15 protein-coding genes and 1 pseudogene are annotated in these 16,598 nt (G+C 61.6%); 7 read left to right on the top strand and 9 right to left on the bottom strand.

The features are described 5' to 3' along the window. On the bottom strand, positions 1-331 hold a 331-nt coding region (locus ACZYZ5_RS18440; protein WP_463903675.1), incomplete at its 3' end, for a GDP-mannose 4,6-dehydratase. A 57-nt stretch (positions 332-388) separates the two neighbouring features. On the opposite strand from ACZYZ5_RS18440, the gene rfbA reads away from it, so the two are divergent. Together rfbA and ACZYZ5_RS18430 are read left to right on the top strand one after the other, a co-directional pair. Continuing rightward, positions 389-1,258 (top strand): glucose-1-phosphate thymidylyltransferase RfbA, encoded by an 870-nt coding sequence (rfbA, locus tag ACZYZ5_RS18435; protein WP_463903673.1) that lies wholly within the window; start codon positions 389-391, stop codon positions 1,256-1,258. Positions 1,259-1,269: 11 nt separating this feature from the next. Further along, entirely contained in the window at positions 1,270-2,823 is a 1,554-nt protein-coding gene (locus ACZYZ5_RS18430) for a DUF2142 domain-containing protein (RefSeq protein WP_463903672.1), read from the top strand. 206 nt (positions 2,824-3,029) lie between these two features. Here ACZYZ5_RS18430 and ACZYZ5_RS18425 read toward each other — a convergent pair whose 3' ends face one another. The 3 genes from ACZYZ5_RS18425 to ACZYZ5_RS18415 form a co-directional block, all read right to left on the bottom strand. Continuing rightward, entirely contained in the window at positions 3,030-4,922 is a 1,893-nt protein-coding gene (locus ACZYZ5_RS18425) for a DUF7657 domain-containing protein (RefSeq protein ID WP_463903670.1), read from the bottom strand. 151 nt (positions 4,923-5,073) lie between these two features. Further along, entirely contained in the window at positions 5,074-5,511 is a 438-nt protein-coding gene (locus ACZYZ5_RS18420) for a DUF2304 domain-containing protein (RefSeq protein ID WP_463903668.1), read from the bottom strand. 2 nt (positions 5,512-5,513) lie between these two features. Beyond that, positions 5,514-6,215 (bottom strand): glycosyltransferase family 2 protein, encoded by a 702-nt coding sequence (locus ACZYZ5_RS18415; RefSeq protein ID WP_463903686.1) that lies wholly within the window; start codon positions 6,213-6,215, stop codon positions 5,514-5,516. A gap of 875 nt (positions 6,216-7,090) precedes the next feature. Here ACZYZ5_RS18415 and ACZYZ5_RS18410 point away from each other — a divergent pair. Then, complete coding sequence (locus ACZYZ5_RS18410) at positions 7,091-7,276, top strand: hypothetical protein (protein WP_463903667.1); 186 nt, start codon at positions 7,091-7,093, stop codon at positions 7,274-7,276. A 384-nt stretch (positions 7,277-7,660) separates the two neighbouring features. Then, a complete protein-coding gene (locus ACZYZ5_RS18405) occupies positions 7,661-8,173 on the top strand; it encodes a GtrA family protein (RefSeq protein WP_463903666.1) in 513 nt (170 codons plus the stop codon). Positions 8,174-8,297: 124 nt separating this feature from the next. Here the strand turns inward: ACZYZ5_RS18405 and ACZYZ5_RS18400 are convergent, their stop codons facing one another. Then, on the bottom strand, positions 8,298-8,624 hold the full coding sequence (locus tag ACZYZ5_RS18400) for a transposase (protein WP_463903664.1): 327 nt from the start codon (positions 8,622-8,624) through the stop codon (positions 8,298-8,300). A gap of 582 nt (positions 8,625-9,206) precedes the next feature. On the opposite strand from ACZYZ5_RS18400, the gene ACZYZ5_RS18395 reads away from it, so the two are divergent. Then, on the top strand, positions 9,207-10,184 hold the full coding sequence (locus tag ACZYZ5_RS18395) for a glycosyltransferase family 2 protein (RefSeq protein ID WP_463903663.1): 978 nt from the start codon (positions 9,207-9,209) through the stop codon (positions 10,182-10,184). Positions 10,185-10,246: 62 nt separating this feature from the next. Beyond that, the gene (locus tag ACZYZ5_RS18390; protein ID WP_463903662.1) at positions 10,247-11,107 is read left to right on the top strand and encodes a glycosyltransferase family 2 protein; all 861 of its coding nucleotides are present in this window, start codon (positions 10,247-10,249) and stop codon (positions 11,105-11,107) included. A gap of 371 nt (positions 11,108-11,478) precedes the next feature. Here the strand turns inward: ACZYZ5_RS18390 and ACZYZ5_RS18385 are convergent, their stop codons facing one another. Further along, the gene (locus ACZYZ5_RS18385; protein WP_463903660.1) at positions 11,479-12,060 is read right to left on the bottom strand and encodes a dihydrofolate reductase family protein; all 582 of its coding nucleotides are present in this window, start codon (positions 12,058-12,060) and stop codon (positions 11,479-11,481) included. A gap of 566 nt (positions 12,061-12,626) precedes the next feature. Here ACZYZ5_RS18385 and ACZYZ5_RS18380 point away from each other — a divergent pair. Next, positions 12,627-12,788: pseudogene (locus ACZYZ5_RS18380) on the top strand (transposase); the annotation flags it as partial. 18 nt (positions 12,789-12,806) lie between these two features. On the opposite strand, the gene ACZYZ5_RS18375 reads toward ACZYZ5_RS18380, so the two are convergent. The 3 genes from ACZYZ5_RS18375 to ACZYZ5_RS18365 are packed head-to-tail and all read right to left on the bottom strand — an operon-like array spanning position 12,807 to position 16,594. Further along, complete coding sequence (locus ACZYZ5_RS18375; RefSeq protein WP_463903658.1) at positions 12,807-14,969, bottom strand: glycosyltransferase family protein; 2,163 nt, start codon at positions 14,967-14,969, stop codon at positions 12,807-12,809. Further along, positions 14,966-15,724, bottom strand: coding sequence for an ABC transporter ATP-binding protein (locus ACZYZ5_RS18370; RefSeq protein WP_463903657.1), 759 nt, complete (start codon positions 15,722-15,724; stop codon positions 14,966-14,968). Before ACZYZ5_RS18370 ends, ACZYZ5_RS18375 begins: the two co-directional genes overlap by 4 nt. Then, positions 15,725-16,594, bottom strand: a complete 870-nt coding sequence (locus ACZYZ5_RS18365) for an ABC transporter permease (RefSeq protein ID WP_463903685.1) — start codon at positions 16,592-16,594, stop codon at positions 15,725-15,727. Positions 16,595-16,598: the final 4 nt, after the last annotated feature.

Below are 16,598 nucleotides of genomic sequence, written 5' to 3'. Positions count from 1 at the left end.
TGCGGGACGCCTCGATCAGCGTGTACGTGCCAATGATGTTGGTGTCCAGGAACGGACGCGGATCATGCAACGAGTTGTCATTGTGCGATTCCGCGGCGTAATGAACCACGACGTCGTGGGCAGCCACGAGTTCATCGACCAGCGGCTGGTCGCAGATATCCCCCTTGACGAACCGGAAACGGTCGGCCGGAAGACCCTTGAGCGACTCCAGATTGCCCGCGTACGTCATCTTGTCGAAGACGGTCACGAAATTGTCCGTGGTGGACATCACGTAGTGGACAAAATTGGAGCCGATGAAGCCGGCGCCGCCGGTTACTAGTAGTCGCTGCATAGTTTCAAAGGCTACCGGATTTGGCCGATCCACAAGCTAGCAGGAAAGATGGCCTCTATGCGCGGAATCATTTTGGCTGGCGGAACCGGCTCAAGGCTCCATCCGATTACCCTGGGCGTCAGCAAGCAGCTGATGCCGGTCTTCGACAAGCCGATGATTTACTATCCGCTCTCCACCCTGATCCTGGCCGGCATCCGGGACATCCTGATCATCACGACCCCGCATGACGCCGAGCAGTTTCAGCGCCTCCTCGGAGACGGCTCGCAGTTCGGTGTCAGCATCACCTATAAGCAGCAGCCTTCCCCTGATGGACTGGCCCAGGCGTTCGTCCTCGGTGCTGAGCACATTGGCAATGAGACCGTTGCGCTGGTTCTCGGTGACAATATTTTCTACGGCCACGGCATGGGAACCCAGCTGCGCCGTTTCGAGAACATCGACGGCGGCGCCGTCTTCGGATATTGGGTGTCCGACCCGAAGTCATACGGTGTTGTCGAGTTCGATGCGAGCGGCAAGGCCATCTCCCTCGAGGAGAAGCCGGCGAAGCCGAAGAGCCACTACGCCGTCCCGGGCCTCTACTTCTACGACAACGACGTCGTCGAGATTGCCCGGAACCTCAAGCCCTCAGCGCGCGGCGAGCTGGAGATCACGGACGTCAACCGTACCTATCTCGAACGCGAGAAGCTCCACGTTGAGATCCTTCCCCGCGGTACGGCATGGCTCGACACCGGAACGTTCAATGACCTGAATGATGCGTCTAACTTTGTTCGGACAACAGAAAACCGCCAGGGGCTGAAAATTGGCGCCCCTGAAGAGATTTCCTGGCGCCTGGGCTTCCTCAGCGACGACGAGCTCCGCGCACGTGCCGAACCGCTTGTGAAGAGCGGTTACGGCAGCTACCTTCTTGGGCTCCTGGAAGACGGTCGTTGATCCAGTCAGCGGTGCGCCATCGACAGGACGCTGACACCGCGGGCGACGAGCGTCCGGCCGGCAGGAGTCAGTTGTCCGGCGGTCGTCGAACGTTCTGGTGGGCGTTCCTGGTGCTCATGGGCCTTTCCACCGCATGGACCGTCGCCACGCCCCTGATGGGTGTGCCCGACGAACCCGCGCACACCATCAAAGCAGCGGCAGTCGTTCGCGGCGAGCTGACCGGCCGTGAAATGCCGGGCGGCGGCGCTTTCCAGCTTGTTACGGTACCTGCGGGAATCGCCTACTACGACACGTTCGGCTGTTTCGCCCAGAAGAGGGAAACCACACCTTCCTGCGTCCCGCCGTTCAGTGGTGACCAGAGCGCTCTTGTGGAGGCCCGGACCTCCGCCAGCAACTACAACCCGGTCTACTACGCGGTTGTCGGACTGCCATCGCTGGTGAGCAACGGCCCTGCGGCTGTCTACGGGATGCGGCTCGTCAGCGCCCTGGTCAGCTGCCTCTTCCTGGCGTCTGCCTTTGCGGCGCTCTCACAGTTGCGGCGCCGGAAGTGGGCTGTCACTGCCACGGCAGCGGCGATGACACCGATGGTTCTGTTCCTCAACGGGGCCGTAAACCCGAACTCCCTGGAGTACGCCACGTCGGCGGCGCTGCTGGCAAATCTGGTACTGCTGCTGGAGCGCTCAACTGATCCGCGAGCCTTCCGGCGCTATGTCCCCGTCATCACGGCGGCGGCCTGCATTCTGGCCAACTCCAAGGGCCTGTCCCTGCTCTGGCTGGCGCTTATGGCCGTCACGGCCGGAATTCTTGGCACCTGGCCACAGATCAAGGCGCTGAGCCGCAACGTCTGGGTGTGGGCCGGAACCGCGGCGATCGGATTGTCCTGCGCTTTCGCCCTCTATTGGCTCACCCGGCATGACAGCCTCTCCAGCAATCCGTTCGAGGCAGCAGGCTCCTCCCCGCTCACCGGAGCCGAGATCATGCTGGACCGCACGTTCGACTATGCCACCGGATACGTCGGACAGTTTGGCTGGCTGGAAGTACCGGCACCGATGGGCGCGTTTGTGCTCTGGCTGGGACTTGGCGCGGCGCTCGTGCTGGCCGCCGTTGTGCTGGGCAGGGGCCGCGGCCGGAACGCAACGGTCTTACTGCTCGCCGCCTTGCTGCTGCTTCCGCCGCTGCTCCAGGCCCAGGCAGTTGGGACGATCGGGATCGTCTGGCAGGGCCGGTACATCCTGGCCGTCTTCGTCCCGCTGCTGATGGTATGCGGCCTCGCGCTGGATCGTATAGATGCGCGCGGGTTCTCGCCGCAAGCTGCGGCGATCCTCAATGCAACGGCGGTCCTCGTTGCTTTCTTCCACTTCTTGACGTTCGCGCACACCCTGCGGCGCTATGTGACCGGCTGGACGGTGGACCGGCGCTGGTTGGAGATGATCACCGGCCCATCCTGGCAGCCGCCCGGCGGCACGGTGCTGTGCGTTGCCGGCTTCACCGCGCTACTGGCCCTGGCACTGTGGCTGCTCCGCCGGGGAATCCGCGAGGAGCGCCGTCAGACCGAACCAGCGTAGGCGGAATCCGCCACGTAGGTTAGGCGAAGTGTCGAGGCTGTAAAGGCCCAATATTTACCGGGGTAAAGAAGACTTAGGGTGCTTGCGCCCCGGTGCAATGCTTCACCCACACCCTGCCTGGACGTACAAGCCGATCAGAAGGGTTTCCAGCCCCCCGTGGCCCAGTATCCCGTGGCCAAGGCAGTCATGGGCCCTCCACGCTTGCCTCAGCGGACAGCGTAGACGTAGGCCGGTTGTCCCTGCCACTGAAGTTCTGAATCCAAGGTCAGGCACGCTGCGTCCAGCTGCCGCGACGAGACGATTTTGTCTAGGCTCTGCCAGGCGGTCTTGAGCTCGCAGGGATCAATCCTCACCATGGTGGCGTCGAAGTCGTTGGTCCCGAATGACTTCGGCTGTCCGGGAGTCCACGAGAAGAAGATGAAGCCGCCACCGCGGTTCCACATGTTGGAGAACTCCGATTCTGGATCCAGCTTCTGCCACGCCGCTACGTCGGGGCCCGACCGCTGGAGTCCGGAGAGTGAGGGCATACCATTGGTCATCAACAGGGAGTTCAGCGCCCCCGAGTCGGCTGCCCAGACCTTTCCTTCTGCCCGCACAGCAGGTGCTTGCGCGGCCACCGCCTTGGCGGTGTCCGAAGCCCGCAGATCGCCCAGGCCGGCAAGCACCGGATTCGCCCGAGCAACGGGGAGCGCTGCCAAAACGATGCAAAGCGCCAAGGGCCACAGCCGCTGGGGATATTTCGTGACGGCAGCAACGGACAGCCCGACCGCGGCTGCCGCCAGAACAACGAGCGCGGTTGAAATCGACGGCAGATCCGACGCTTTCAGCAACGACGCCGCGTACCCCGTGGCCAGGGCACACGCTGCACCGGCCGTCAGCGGTATGCGCCATGAGGCAGGCGGCGACCAACGGCTCAACAGGAGGCTGACGAGGATCACCGCGAGTACTCCCACCACCTGGGCTGCCCGCGGCGGGGTGACGAGGTTGAGCAATGGCAACTTCTGGCTCATGGGGCCAAGGTCCAGGCTGATCCAAATAATCCATAGTGCGGACCACGCCCCGAACGTCCATTCGACGATATTGTCCCGGAAGCTAAGCCGCCACTGCGCGGCGAGGAGGATCACGAGAATCCACACGAAGAACACCGTGAACGACGATGACAATTCACTCGCGTTGATGCCAACAGGTTCACTGAACTGCAACGGTCCGAGGGCCGGCGCCCCGAGAATGCGGCCCAGGGGCTGCGGATCCGCTTCCGCCCGCCGCAAACCCGGATAGACCGTGTTGAGCAGGGCCTGGAGGCCTTCCCTGTTCTCCAGCAGCGTCCCGACGCCAAAGACCACCGCTGTGCCGCCGGTGATGAGGATGGATTTCAGCCGGGGCGCCCAGCCGCCGTCGCGAAGAAGGATCCACAGCGTCGAGGCGATCAGGACCGGGAGGCCGAGCAGCAAGGACCACGGGGCGTAGAAGCTGGGCAGGCCCGCAATCAGGATGCCTCCAAGGACCGCCATGGCCACCGGGGCGAGGCGCTGTCCCTTTTCGAAGCGCTGGAAGGCCGCGATCATGAGCACGCAGCCGCCGATCGTGTAGGCGATCAGCGCCACCGGCATCAGTGACCACCACGCGCTGGCCGGCGACAGTACGATCAGGATGGCTGCGAACCAGCCGTAGCGGCGGGAGCGTCCGAGCTGGTTGAACCACGTCGGCAAGGCGAGCAGCAGGATCAGCGACGGAAGCCACCAGTGGGCGGCGAACAGCATGTGGTCAGGAATGACCGCTGCGGCGCGGAGCATGGTCGAGTCAAAAAAGACGAACTGCTCGAAAAAACCGTCAGTCGGGAACCGGTGGACCAGGTCCGCCCGCGCAGCCAGCGGGCTCAAGCTCGGGGCGCCGTGGGTTGCCAGAATGGAGATCGCGATGGTCGAAAAAGCGTAGATTTCGTCCGACCGGATCGGTCGGGACTGGCCGATCTGCAACCCCAAGGGGTTGCCGGGATCCTGCCGCAGCTCTCCAATGCCGATATTCGACGTCGTTATGCCGAACAGCACGAGGACCACAAAACCCAACACCGTGATCACGCGCGCCAGTCGGTCATTCACACAGACCCAATGTTGGACTCTGCGGCCCGCATCGGCGATAGGCGTGGGTAGTCGCATTTTCAACTAAATTCCTCCAAGCACTCCACACCATGGCGCGCACGTCCACACGGACGTGGTGCTGGGAGGCTGATAGTCAGATCAATCCTCGAGATCAATCAGTGGGCTGCTGTGTCTGCCATTCTGCTGTAATCGACGGAGTAGCGGTCGCTGCCCGGCCTGAATCTCCGACTGTCGCAGTCAGGGCTTCAACCTTCCGCTCCAACTCCTCCACCCGTGCACGCCCAATGGCAGCTTCCTCGGACAGCGTGCGCGCCTCTTCCTCAAGAACGGACACCTCCCAGGACAAGTGCAGCGCGACGCCGGTCAGGAAGATGATGCCCATGGCAAAGAGCAGATTGGAGGGGACCTGCACCCCGATCAGTGCGGTGACCCCCCGCAGCATGCCCGGGATCGCTGTCAGCACGAGGCATGCGATGCCGACCAACAGCCACAAAAACGCGTATTTTTCGCGCAGGCCCTTACCGCGCAGCAGGAAGACGACGCTGCCCAGGACAAGCAGGGAGAAGATCAGGGCTGCGATGCTTTCCACGGTCAGATGTCGCTTTCGTGAGAGGTGCGGGCTTTGCCCCGGGTCATGGCAAACAGGAGCGCCATGAGCGAGCGGACCAGGTAGATTGCCGACTTCGCCGGGTTGTGGCTGGGCTGCCCGCCCTGGCGGGGCCGCATTTCGACTCCGGTCTGCGAGACCAGGCACCCTGACCGGATCGCCACCACGAGCGAGTCGATGGTGTCGCCCAGGTACTCGGCAGGATAGTGCTTCAGGTACTGGGAAATGGCGCGGACGTTGCCGGCGCGGAACCCTGACGTCACATCCGTAAGCTCTGTACCCGCAATGCGGGAGATCACGGCCGCCAGCAAGCGCATCGCCCATTTCCTGGGTCCGCTGACGGTGTACTGTCCCTTGTCCGCGAACCGTGCGCCGATCGAAATGTCCGAGTGTTTAAGGCCTGCGACCACCGACGGAATGTCCCTGGGATTGTGCTGCCCGTCCGCGTCGACCTGGACGACGGCGTCGTAGCCCATCCGGTCCGCGTACTTAAAGCCTGCCCGCATCGCACCGCCGACACCAAGATTGAAGGGCAGCCGAAGGACATGTGCCCCGGCGGCCTCGGCCAGTTCCGGGGTTCCGTCTTCGGAACCGTCGTCGACGACAAGAACGTCGTAGTTCCGTCCGAGGTCGATGACTTCCCGGACGGTGTTGCCAATACACGCCCGCTCGTTCCACGCCGGCATGATCACCAAGACCCTGGTCGCGGCTGGAAAACGCACTGTGCTCCCGACTTCTGTCATGCTGCTATTTCGTCCCCTCGTGAACTGTTGCCGGCTGGCCTGACGGGTTCCGGCGCGGACGCCGCCCGGCCACCAGGCTCCACTCCAGCGTTCCTACACTGCCACAGCCGGGACGGGAATGCCGAGCCGCCACCCGGGCGGCCCGTAGCTGATAATGATGAGCTTGCTTCGAGCAAACGAGAGGAATTGCGGGCCGAGCAGTTATTCTCCGACAGGCGGCTCTATCAATTCTGCCCGTTTCGTTGTTGAAATCCTTGTTGAAATCCATGCTCACGAAGTCGTCGTTCCAGATCGCAGTCGGACCGCGAGTGGTACTCAACGAGGACGGTGGGGAAGGCTGCAATTCAGGATCCGTTCAGTTTGGGCATGCGTCCACCGCAGGACGACGCGGGACGGACAGGTACATATTACCCGAGGGGACTTTTCCCGGACTCCAGTCAACGCCGTGGCAGGGCACGGGCCGGCCCCGCTGGAAGGCCGCCAGCGACGACGGTGATGATTGGAACCGGCCGAATCTCTTGGTGGGACCCTCGCCCAACCGGAGACGAACTCGACGCCCCATCGCATATCCGTGGTAATCCCCGTATAGCAAGGCGGGAAAACTCTGGTGGGAGTGGTCAACCGGCTTTTCGCCCTACCGGCAAGTATCGACCGCCTACGGCGGCCACGATTTCGTCAACTCCGAAGTCCCTCCTGGTCTTTGACCACGGCCCGGACAACTCCGGCGCTCTTCTCAGGTCCAGGACCGGCCCCATTGATATCGTTCGCGGCGTCTGGCTCAGCCGGAACCTCGGGCAGCACACGCCACTTTGGCGGGTATGGCCTCCTCGGGCGGCGTCTGGGTTGTCACCATGGATGAGGACGGACAGCACGACCCGGTAGCCATCGGGGTCTGCTCGACACGGCCATGGGCGAGAACGCCGAGCGCCAAGCGCAGAGTCCGATTCCGGCTCTCCACCGACGATGCCACGAGCCACGAGCACTTCCGGCTGATGACCGGCTAGCGGCTCGTGCTTCCCGACACCCGGCGAGACGGTCGTGGAGATCCTTGCATTCCAACGGGCCGACACCATCGGCCACCTCGTCGGCGCTTGCCGCGCGATCTTCAAGCTCCGCCCGCTGATCCCTCTGGGCGCCTCCCCGTTCGCGAAGGCCCAGGCGCACGACCTTTCGGCTGAGGTCCGTCGTCTGGCCCGAACTCGGCATCAACACCACAGTGCAGGACGTCCAGCGCCTGGCCGTTTCGGGTCAACTCTGACCGCGCCTGCAATGGCTCCCGAACGCCCGGCCGGGCCATCCCCGTTGTGACGGTGCTGCTGCTCTTCGGTAGTCTAAGGTGTGTGTTTGTCGGTTGTCGGCCCCAAGAGTTCAAGGAATAGGTGCGTACCATGAAGCAGCCCGAAACGCCCGGGGAGGCTGTTCCCGAGGAGGCTGTTAAGGGTATCCACAACGGTCCCCCCGGACCCCTGTTGAGGATCGTCAAGGACCAACGCGTGGCCTTTCTGCTGGTGGGTGGCACCAACACAGCCTTCAGTACCGGCCTCTTCATCGCAATTGCTTGGCTGTATCCGGAGCTGCCCTCGCCGGTGGTTCTCAGTATCGCCTTCGTCATTTCCCTGGTCGCCGTCTTCTTCGTCTACCGGAAGCTGGTCTTCCGGGTCAAAGGCCACTTCTGGCTGGATCTTGGCAGGTTCACCCTGGTCAATCTGACGATGTTCTTCACGAATATGGCGTTGCTGCTGGTGGCCCACGAGGTACTCGGGTACCCCCAGATTCCGTCCCAGATCGCCATTACGTGCGTGACGGTCATCATCAACTACTTCGGCCACAAGTATTTCTCCTTCCGTCGGAGCCCTGAACCCGTGCCCCCCAAGAAAGCCACCGAGGAAAGCACTACATGAGTCCCAAAGGCTCGATCGTCATTCCGGCGTATAACAATGTCCAGTACATCGAAGAGACCCCTCAGTCTGGTTGAACAGGATGTTCTCTTCGTGTTTCGTAGGGAAATAGATCCCCAGGTGAGTGTCATGCCGCCGTCCGGACGCCACTGATCGTGAGGATAATCGATTTGTAGTTCCCGGCGTCCCGGTAGCCGCGGGCGGTCCGTTTGATGTGCTTGATCCCGGTGTTGTTTGCCTCGACCTTGCCGGTAGTGGCGTCGGTGACGATGAGCACTTCGATCTCGCTCCACCACCGGCAGACGGTGCGGTAGAGCTTGTTCGTTTCGGACCGCCCGGCGGCCTCAACCAGTGCCCGGAGTTCGTCTTTCGCGGCGGCGCCGTCGACCAGGGAGTTGGTTCGCAGCAGGGCCCGCAACGACATGGTCCCGGAGCCGGGACTTGAAACGGGCACGTCGCGGGACCTGGACAGTCAATTCTAAGAATGAGCGCCGGGCACATTCGGGTTCCTCGCAGTACCAGCAGGACTTGGACCAGAGAACTTCAACGGTGCCGGCGACGGCGATGTCCCGGATCCGCTGGAAGCGGCGTTCCTTTAGCCGCGACACCCAAATTGGACACCCCGGTGGCTGGTCGGTTTCGACAATGATCTGACGGCGTCCATCGGCCAGCAGGCTGACGCAGATGACACGGGAGTCGGGCAGGTTGAAAGAGGCTGGTGGCAGCGTCAGCCGTCGCCCCGGTGGGCGCAGTCAAGGCTCGTGGTCCTGTTTCCGGTTGATGCTTATCCACGCTCATCCCAGCAGGGCCACTGGCCCCTTTTTCGGTTGCGACACGGAATCAATTCCGCGCCAACCACGAAGAGTCAATCAAAGCACCAGTTTCGCCTCGCCCTCACGTCTGTTCCATTGTTACCACCCAGTCACCGGCGTGCCATGAGCCGTGGTCTGGCATGTATCTGTGGCAGCTTTCGGTACGGGTCCCCAAGAGACCTTGCTAGAATTTGCTGGAGTGTCTGCCCGTCAAGGAGAAAAGTTTGAGCCGCATCATGTTGTCTGTCGTTGTACCTATGTACAACGAAGAAGAGGTCCTTTCAGCTCTCATCGACCGACTTCGCCCAGCTCTCGACTCCATCGGAGAAGTCTACGAGGTCGTGGCCGTGGACGACGGAAGTCGTGATTCGACCGCGCATTTGGTTGAGCAAGCGCGCCAGGCGTGGCCCGAACTCCGGCTGATTCGACTACTTAGCAACAGTGGCCACCAGGCCGCGATCACGGCTGGAATGACTTCGGCTGAGGGCGACTACATCGTCACCATCGACGCAGACCTGCAAGATCCGCCCGAGGTGATCATCTCCATGCTCGAAACTGCCCAGCGAGAACACGTCGATGTCGTGTACGGCGTGCGTCATGATCGTTCGTCGGACACAGTATTCAAACGGTCCACCGCCAGCCTCTATTACTGGACCATGCGAAAGATTGCTGGTCCGAATGTCCGCTCCCACGCTGGCGACTTCCGACTAATCAGCCGAAGAGTAATGGAGGCGGTCAGCAAGCTACCTGAAGATGGCCGCGTCTATCGACTTCTCATACCGTGGTTCGGGTTCCCTAGCGCCCAAGTCGAGTACCAACGCGAGGAACGAGCAGCCGGAACCAGTAAGTACCCCTTGGGCAAGATGCTGCTGCTGACCACTGAGAGCATAGTCACGTTCTCCGGGGGGCCACTGCGGCTGGCGATATGGACGGGTGTCTTTAGTGCTCTGCTTTGCATAATTGTGGGCATATTTGTCATCGTCGGGGTAATTCTAGGAAGCACCGTACCAGGTTGGGCATCCACAGTCCTGGCGGTCGGCGGAATCGGGGCTGTGCAGCTTTTCTGCCTCGGAATTATGGGAGAATATATAGCCAGAATTTTTGCTGCATCGCAGCAGAGGCCTTTATATCTCATCGGGTACGACAGCAACAATAGCGGCGGCACTACGGGTGCCGCCCGGAAGCCAAATTCAAATACTTAGATTCGCGATACTATTCGTTCCGACTCCCCCGCCAGACTTTTACTAGCCAGGAATCGTAGACAATGACACCTAAAGTTTCAATAGTAATCCCTGCGTACAACAATGAACAGTACATTGCCGAAACGCTCCGCTCCGTACTCGACCAGGATTTCGAGAACTACGAAGTTGTGATCGCTGACCACTCATCCAATGACCGTACTGCCGAGATTATTGAATCCTTTGCAGGACATCCGAAACTACGAATACTGGAGCCGACACCAGCGGGCGGAGGCGCGGTTGCCAACTGGAATCGGGTCAGCCAATTCGCCACCGGGGAATACATCAAGCTCGTCTGCGGGGACGATCTCATCACGCGCGACGCCCTCCGCCTGCAAGTGGCAGCTATTGAAGCACATCCGTCGGCCGTCCTTGTTAGTTCACGCCGCGACCTGATTGATGCAAATGGCGTCATATTCGTCCGGAACAGAGGCCTTCAGGGCATTGAGGGTCTCACTTCCGGCACCGCGGCAATCCGCGCGACGGTCCGGTCCGGGACGAACATTTTTGGTGAGCCCGCATGCTCCCTATTCCGCAGGGACCTTCTTGGGAAGATCGGCTGGTGGGATGACACAAACCCGTATCTGATAGACGTTGCGACTCTCGTACGAATTTGCCGGTACGGGGATATGGTGGCAATACGCCAGAGCCACGCTTCGTTCAGAGTGAGCGCCAGTCAGTGGAGCGTCCGCCTCGCAAACCGACAAGCAGGGCAAGCGTGGGCTTTTCAGCAGGCTCTTAGAAGCGAGGATCCGAGGTCGGTCAAGCGAAGCGATGTAGCCCTCGGCCATATCAAAGCCCTAGCGCTCTCCTTTCTCAGAAAATTCGCGTACGTGCAGCTGAAACGACGGATGGGACACGAACATGCAGTTCGGAGCACGACCTAGGACGGTGGACAATTCCCGACGTGTGGGCTGGGATCGCCGGACCAGGGTCAACAGCTCTGACCGTGCTGGGCGCCGAGCACCCCCGCCGGCGTTGGCCCCGACACGGGGGCCTGGAGCCGCGCCCACTTCGTCGACACGTCCGCCTTCGACAGAACAAAGGGCTCTCGGCGGTTGGTGGTGATTTCCGCTGTGCGGTGGATGATCAGGCCGCTCTTCCGGAATTTTTCAAGCTCTTCACAGTTGAGGGTGTAATCGGTGGCTGGATGTTGGCTGGCGCGTCGGTCCCGGGGCAGCGATGGGCAACCGCAGCCCGAGGCCCGATCTTGTGTCACCGTTCGCAGTGGACTTCTTCGCGTACCCGCTCAGATCGGTCAACGGCGCACCCGATAGCGCAGGTGAAGCACCCGGTTGCCCTGAATCACCACGTCGGGATCCTCCAACAGGTGCTGTGCGTGGACCGACCCGAAGAAGCGCTTGCCGGACCCGAACACGACGGGTACGACGTCCATGCGCACCTCGTCGACCAGGCCCGCGGCAAGCACCTGGCCACCGACGTCGCCAGCGGCGACCTCGACGATGCGGTCACCCGCGAGCTCCTGCGCCTTGGCCACGGCTGCCTCGACGCCGTCGACGAAGTGAAACGGCGCCTCGGGGTCCCAGCCCTCGGGCTGCGGCCGGTGCGACACGACGACCACGTGGTCGACCCCGCCCGGAGGCTTCCCGTCCCAGCCGTCCGTCATGTCGAAGACGTGGCGGCCGACGATTGTCGCCCCGATCTGGTCCCAGTACGGCCGGGTGTAGTCGTAGGACGTCTGCGACACCTTCACCTCGCCGCTCTCGTCCAACGGGACGTCACCGCTGGACAACCAGTCGAACAGCGGTCCGGGCTGGTCGTTCTCGTCCGCGACGAAGCCGTCCACCGACACCGAGCTGTACATAACCACCTTGCCCACGGGGCTCTCCTTTGCTTTGGGGTGCCCACATATTAGCAAGTCGTGAGTTGTCGCTCTTGTAAGAATACAATCGGCCGTCAGCGGCCGGCCGTCCAGCGCGTGGCCGGGATGTTCGCGCAGGAACCGCCGCCTGACTTCGACGAACCGGGCCGGCGTGAGCCCGGTGAAGCCCGGAACTCGTGGCCGAAGTGGGCCTGGTCGAAGTAGCTGCGCCACCGGCGGGGTCACCCCAGTCGATCGGTCCGGCGGAGTTGATCGAGAACACGGTGGCGGCGAAGCGGTAGGTGCGGGCCAACCGCTTCGGCGTGACGCCGATAAGCTCCTTGAACCGCTGTGCCAGATGAGAGCTGCTGACACCGGCTGCCACGCTCAGGTCGCCGATCGCCACCGCCCCGCTGGTCGCCGCGAAGGTGGTCCCGTGGCGGGGCCGGTTTCCGGTTCGCGGTCGTCCCGGAAACACCAGGCAAGAATGCCGCCCGGCGCGTGGAGACCTTCAGGTCCAGCATCGACCGGTAGGTGGCCATCAGCGTTTCTTGGACCGGGGCCCGGCCGGCATCTCCGCTGAGGAAGTCGCCCGGCGCGGCCGGACACTCAAACAATGGAAAGCGGCGACCCTGGCCTATTTCGACACCAACGGCGCTTCCACCGGACCCACAGAAGCGATAAACGGAGTTATCGAAACTACCCGCCGAATCGCCCGCGGCTTCCGCAATTGTAGAAGTGGTTGAATCTCCTGTGCCCACGCGCTATATGTTGCGCCGCCGGCGATGCCGGACCAGTTCTGCGACACTCCACGCCGCGATAATCCCCACGCCCAGAATGATACAGCCGACAACAACAGGCCAACCCGGCGGATCGAACCGCACTGTGATGGTTTGTCCCGCCGAACCGGCGGGGACGTCCAGTTCGAGAAGGTAACCGCGGAGCGGCGCCGCGACAGCTGCTCCGTCAACGTCGTACCCGGGCCACGCCAGCCGGCTGAGCACGGCCTTGCCCGGGGCATCGCCGATCCGGTCCACGCGGATCACAACCTCCTGGTCGCTTTCCGAGACCAGTGAAAGGGCTGTTCCCTCTGACGTCCAGACAAGCTGGCCGGTGTTCAGCAGGGGGTGGTCCCGTACCCACATCACCGAGTTTGCTGACCTGCTGGCTTCGTGCCACCCGTTCGGAGGGGCGCCCCTGAAGGCTCCGTTGGACGCGGGGTCCGGATCGCGAAGGATCTGGACCGTGTCGATGGACAGGAGATCAGCGAGGACCTTGCCCGTCGTCGCGTCCGTCTCGAAGAGCTTCCCGGCGGCCCCTCCACAGGTCCATCCGTGGCTCGTGATACACAGATCTTCAGCGTATTTGGCGAACATGATTGGCGTATACAGGTTCTGGACTTCCGCAGAATTCAAGTACCAGGCGTTGGATGCGAGCGTCTCGTTCCAGATCTCGGGGCCATGACTCACGGGATTTCCCACGACGAAGGTGCCACCCTGTGCGCCGGGAAGCTGACGCGAGTAACTCTCCGGAGTGTCAGGCATCTGGAAGTCGGGCAAGGGGGCCCCTTTAAAGGCCACGTGCTGTCCCGCCGCTATCACCATGCTGACGAGCAACACCCCTCCTGCCAGCACTACCGGCCCCTTGAAGCGGGGCCGCAGTCGGGGAGCATAGAGAACGCAAAGAAGGCCCGCGACACCGACGCCCGCCAGCAGTCCGAAAAGCGCCGCCAACCGGACGGTCGGAAACTGGCTCCAGGCGAGGTAGAGCCCGGAGAGCACAATGGCAGCGGTGACTATCATGCGTCCGCGGCTAAGAACGGGCACCCTGAAGCGGGAGACCATCACCGACAGCGCAAGGAGGACAGCCAGGGAGACATACGGCATGATCCGGACGGGAAAGCGGAGGGGTCCCAGATCACTCGGCGCCAGCGTCAAAGCCAGCGACACCAGCCCCACAACCCAGATTGCTGTCAGCTCCCTGCTGGCTTCCTTCACCTTTGCGTAGTCCACAATCGCGAGTACCGGGAGGAACCATGCCACATAGAGCAGTGGAACCGTGGCAAAAGTGCCCCACCATCCGGCGATTTGCGGCAGGCTGCCCGGAACCCAGGCTGTGAACATCCCGGTCAGGTCGGGCGTCAGGAAGCCGCTGTTGACAATTCCGCCGGAGCGTGCCGTCACGGGAGCCGTCAGGACGCCGGGGAGATACACAGCCATCGCGATGAGCCCGCAAACCAAGCCCGCAAGGAGCAAGCGGAGCGAGTTCCTTCGTCCGCCATGCAGCAACGACTCCAACAGCAGACCCACAAAGACGATGACCAGCATGAGCGTTCCATGAACATAGCCGATCGTTATCAGCACATAGGCCGGAGCCAGTGCAAGAAAGGGATTGCCTTCCTCAAAGGCCATCCGGCGCAGGCCATACCAGGTCAGAGGCAGGAGGCAGAACACCATGAGCCCGGTGACCCAAGACGCGGCGTCCATATAGACAGTGAATCCGGTCAGTGTTACCGACACTCCGGCGATGGCCGACCATTCCGGACTGGCCTTGTAGCTCCGGGCCAGCAGGAACGTCCCAGCTGCCAATAGGCATAATAACGTTATCTTTAGAATCGTTGAAAAAACGACAAGATTCGCCGAAGTGCTGGCGATCCAGCCGAGGAAGAGAATCAGCGGATTCCAGATCCCCCATTGGCCCTCGGCCGCGTAGTTGCCGGCCCCCCACGCACTGTCGCTGAAGAGCGGCCACTCCCCTGCGCTGAGTTTGGTTCCAATTTCGAACCAGATGCCAAAAGCGCCGGTCTGGGTATCGTCATAGTAGTAAAACCTGTTATTGGTCATGAGCGGAATCAACGAACCGAGGAAAGCGGCGAGGACAGTCGCCGCCAGCCATTTGAGATCGCTGCGCGCATGCAAGTGCTTCACAGACTTCCCTCGGGTTCCGTGTGCGCGGAACGCCGCCTCAGTTCTGCCACGACAGCATGCACTTCGCCGTCCATAACGACTTCGCCGTGTTCAAGCAGCACGCCCCGCGAACAGACACGTGACACAAGGTCCAAGTCGTGGCTCACAACGACGAGCGTCTTGCCCCTCGCTGCCAATTCCTGGATCTTGGCAATACATTTGCGTTGGAACGGTTCATCGCCCACCGCCAGGATTTCATCGATCAGGAACACCTCCGGGTCCGTGTGAACGGATACCGAGAAAGCCAGCCTGAGATACATTCCGGATGAATAGAACTTCACCTCGGTGTCGATGAACTGACCGATCTCGGCAAACTCAACAATGGCGTCGAAACGCTCATTGACCTGCTTCTCCGTCATGCCGAGAATGGCGCCGTTGAGGTACACATTGTCCCGCCCGGACAGGTCGGGGTGAAATCCAGCTCCGACTTCAATGAGGCCCGCGACACGACCTCGGGTCCCGACGGATCCGACGTCGGGCAGCATGACGCCCGAGATGTGCTTCAGAAGCGTGGACTTTCCCGAACCGTTAAGGCCCAAGAGAGCCACCGACTCGCCGGCCTCCACGAAAAGAGACACATCCCTGAGCGCGTGAAACTTCTCAGAAAGATCTCCTTTCCGGCCTTTGGCAAGCCAAACGACCGCTTCCTTAATGGAACGTGTATGGCGCAGAACAAACTGCTTGCTGATTCCACGTACTTCTATTGCGTTGACCACTTACAGCTCCTGCGCGAAACGGCCCTCAAGCCGTCGAAAGGTAAATTGGCCGAAGACGAGGACCAAAAGTGCGATGACCAACCCGATCGGCAACCAGAGGGTGAAGAGGTTGGGCGGCATTGCTGCAGTACCGTCTGTCGTTGGCAGCCAGAAGGCGTAATGAAACAGCTCCACCCCCACGGTGACTGGGTTTGCCTGGTAGACGGCAAAGGCCGTCGGACCAAGCTTCTCTTGCACCATGGTCCATGCATACATCACCGGGGAAGCCCACGTGGCTATCATCAGCAGCATATCCACCAGGTTTTCCGAGTCCCGGTAGTAAACGTTAGCGGCGCCGAACAATAGCCCAAGACCTGTTGCCAGAAAAGCCACGATGATGAATCCGAGCACCGCCGCGAGCAGTTGGAATGCATCAGGGTGCCAGCCCGCGAAAACGCACGCGACAACCAACACGAGAAGCTGGGGGAAGAAATGAACACCAGAAACCCACACTGACGCCACGGGAAACAATTCACGCGGGAGATAGATCTTCTTGATTAAGTTTCCATTATTCACAATTGACCGGGCAGAGTTCCCCAAGGCCTCAGAGAAGAAGTTGATAAGGACGATGCCCGAGAAGAGATAAACCGCATAATTGGCCAACCCGTCGGGATTTCTGGGACTCTTTTCCAGGCCCAGGAAAACGCCCAAGGCGATGTAGAACACCACAAACTGCACGCCCGGCTTGACGTACGACCATAGGAGGCCAAGAACCGAGCCACGGTAACGGACCTTCAGCTCCTTGCGAACCAGTAATTTCAGCAGGAAGCTGGACTGGCGGATGTCCCGAAGTCCGCTGCCGAGACCCGGCCGCGTCATCTCGCTGGACATCGTG

It is taken from the genome of Pseudarthrobacter ribosi, from assembly GCF_055412865.1.
The sequence above is the reverse complement of the archived record's forward strand: the minus strand, read 5'-3'. Positions and strand labels throughout refer to the sequence as shown.